The organism is Skermanella sp. (assembly GCF_059503625.1).
The window spans coordinates 1-2826 of the sequence record NZ_JCACHA010000325.1 but is presented as its reverse complement, the minus strand read 5'-3'; the positions used below and the strand labels follow the sequence as shown (position 1 = coordinate 2826).

Below are 2826 nucleotides of genomic sequence, written 5' to 3'. Positions count from 1 at the left end.
CGTCCTACACGCCGCATGATCCGGCAACGGCAGCACGGGAAGTGCGGGAGAACCAATTCCACCTCGGCATTGACAACAGCCCAGCCTTCAGGAGCCTGCCGCCCAGCCAGATCGTGCCCCGCCTCGCAGACGGGGGCCGCTATCTCGCCTCGGAGGCCAGCTTCTACCGCATCCTGCGGGCCGAGGATCAGCAACACTACCGTCGCCGGGCTAGGCCATCAGCGCGCCGCCCACCGCCGACCAGCTACCGCGCCCGCGGCCCCTGCGAGGTCTGGAGCTGGGACATCACCTGGATGCCCGGCCCGATCCGGGGCGGGTTCTTCTACCTGTACCTCATCCTCGACATATACAGCCGCAAGATCATCGGCTGGGAGGTCCACGAGCGTGAAAGCGCCCAACATGCTGCCGAGCTCGTGCGCCGCGCAGTCTGGGCCGAAGGCTGCCTCACCCACCCGCTTGTCCTGTATGCTGACAACGGGAGCCCGATGAAAGGCGCCACCATGAAAGCCACCCTCGAGCGGCTCGGCGTCATCGCCTCCTACAGCCGGCCGCGGGTCAGCGACGACAACCCATTCTCCGAAGCCCTGTTCCGGACCTGCAAATACAGGCCTGACTGGCCGCGATCGGGGTTTGCCAGCAAGCCAGAGGCGCAACACTGGGTCGCCCGGTTCGTGGCCTGGTACAACACCGAGCACCACCATAGCGCGATCCGGTTCGTCACGCCCAGCGCTCGGCACACAGGTGAAGACCGCGCAATCCTCGAACGTCGGACGCATCTCTATACCAAAGCCCGCGCCGCCAACCCCAGGCGCTGGTCACGTCAGATCCGCAACTGGGCGCCGGTTGGCGACGTCTGCCTCAACCCAGAGCGCGACAGCGGCGACCGCAAAATCAGAGATGCGGCCTGATCAGCACCGGACAACTCCTTCAACAAACACCGAAAGGCGACCAACGGTGGCGAGCCGCGCTTGGCCAGGGCGGCGCGGAAGGGATTGCTGTCGGAGCCGCGGTCGGCGGTCAGCTCGCGCGCCGGTGGCAGCAGGGGGGGGCGAGGATGTTGGCGCCCTTCTGGTCGTTCATCTGCCCTTCGGAGAGCATCATGACGACGGGGCGGCCCTGGCCGTCGCAGACGGCGTGTTGCTTGGAGTTCAGCCCGCCCTTGGTGCGGCCGATGCAGCGATCAAATGCCCCTTTTTGAGCAGACTGGCGGCGGTGCGGTGGGCCTTGAGGTACGTGCTGCGGATGATCAGTCGGTCGTACTCGCCTGCCTCGCCGGCCAGCGCGGCGAAGATGCAGCTGAGCAGCCCCATGTGGCTCCAGCGAACGAAGCGATTGTAGAGGGTCATGTGGGGGCCGTAGCCAGGCGGGGCATCGCGCCAGCGCAGGCCGCCCTGGATAACGAAGATGATCCTACTGAGGACACGCCGGTCATTCACCCGCGCCACCCCGTGCGAGAGCGGGAAGTGCGGCCGGATGCGCCGCATCTGGGCGGGGCTGAGCTGGAACGGGATGGACATTAGAGCACCTCCGCCCTGTTCAGCATCACACCCGCCCGCGTCGCCGCAAGCAGATCAATGGGGCCGGAGCCTAATATGCGCCGCTGCGGCGCATAACAACAACAATAGTGCGCGCAAGAATTGCGAGGTCAGATCGCAGGGAGGGTGTGCGCGCGTACGCTGTATCAAGTGCTATCCGCTCCATATAAGTTATGTTACTGCGGCCACTTACTTGCCAAGATCCGGTAATACCTGGCCGTACTGATAAATATGCGTCCTTTCCGCCAGCTTGCAAATAGAAAACATCCAACTCTTCCTGCACTATTGGTCTGGGACCAACTAAACTCATGTCGCCAAGCAAAACATTGAACAGTTGTGGTAACTCATCCAGGCTTGTGGAACGAAGTAGCCGGCCAACTGATGTCACACGTGGATCGGAACGGAGCTTACGACTACTTTCCCACTCGGTACGCACAAGCTCGTCAGTCAGCAGCAAAGAATTTAATATCGTATCAGAGTTTGGATGCATGGTCCGAAATTTAAAGCATTTAAATTTGCGGCCGCGTCGGCCTACACGTTCATGGCTGAACAGAGCAGGCCCGCCGTCTCGAATTATTATAAGAGCAACCAAGACTAAAGCCGGCATTAGAAGAATTAATAGCAATGCGGAAATTGTGATGTCCAATGAGCGCTTTATTCCAGGGCGAAGAAAATCGCGGAAAGGTTTATTCGGTCGCAAATCTTCGGATAAAATTTTTTCCATGATCTTTCTCCTAGACGAGAAATATCAGTCGCAACTCGCTGAACTCCCCCGCAATTCATCGCCCGTTCTAGAAAAACATACAAGCTGTGACAGTGCGCAATAACGAAAAAGAGATAGTTTAGGCACTAAAGCAGCTGATATCGCCCATTAGTGTAAAAATTGCTCTCGTCTATAACCCAGGCCTCCCCACTAAAAGCGGTTTACTTTAGAGAAATTCAACCATCAGGCAACATCCGACTGTCTCTAAAATTATGCGGTATCGCACGGCGGGCTGATTTCAGATCGCTTGAAAGATAAAGTAGTCAAGCATCGCAAGATCGTTGTGACTTTGTGCGAGTTTGGCCATACGTCCGAGCAGCGCGGCAGCGGTAGCCAGAAGAAAGATACCGACCGGCTGATTTTGGGTAGTTGGAGTCTGAATGCGAAATAAGCTTGATCCTTCGGATCGGCTTCGATACGTAAGGCAATGTGCCGGCTGAGTCTCACCATGTTGGGCCGATGTCTCGCACCAGCCTACGTGTTTGGTCCCGGGATTTTGTGGTGCGGGTTCTGGATGCATCTAAACGG

Annotated in this window: 3 protein-coding genes; 1 reads left to right on the top strand and 2 read right to left on the bottom strand. The window is 58.5% G+C overall.

Going from position 1 to position 2826, the window contains the following annotated elements; translation table 11 throughout:
* On the top strand, nt 1-908 hold a 908-nt coding region (locus AC5JJ6_RS07385; RefSeq protein WP_496041416.1), incomplete at its 5' end, for a transposase.
* Between the two features lie 240 nt (nt 909-1148).
* On the opposite strand, the gene AC5JJ6_RS07380 is transcribed toward AC5JJ6_RS07385, so the two are convergent.
* Together AC5JJ6_RS07380 and AC5JJ6_RS07375 are read right to left on the bottom strand one after the other, a co-directional pair.
* Nucleotides 1149-1517: a transposase gene (locus AC5JJ6_RS07380; protein WP_496041415.1), complete on the bottom strand. Its 369-nt coding sequence runs from the start codon at nt 1515-1517 to the stop codon at nt 1149-1151.
* A gap of 70 nt (nt 1518-1587) precedes the next feature.
* Nucleotides 1588-2259: a sugar transferase gene (locus tag AC5JJ6_RS07375; RefSeq protein WP_496041414.1), complete on the bottom strand. Its 672-nt coding sequence runs from the start codon at nt 2257-2259 to the stop codon at nt 1588-1590.
* Nucleotides 2260-2826: the final 567 nt, after the last annotated feature.

Excerpts from the sequence above, each read along its gene's own strand:
- AC5JJ6_RS07380 (WP_496041415.1), bottom strand. The coding sequence starts at position 1,517 with ATGTCCATCCCGTTCCAGCTCAGCCCCGCCCAGATGCGGCGCATCCGG.
- AC5JJ6_RS07375 (WP_496041414.1), bottom strand. The coding sequence starts at position 2,259 with ATGGAAAAAATTTTATCCGAAGATTTGCGACCGAATAAACCTTTCCGC.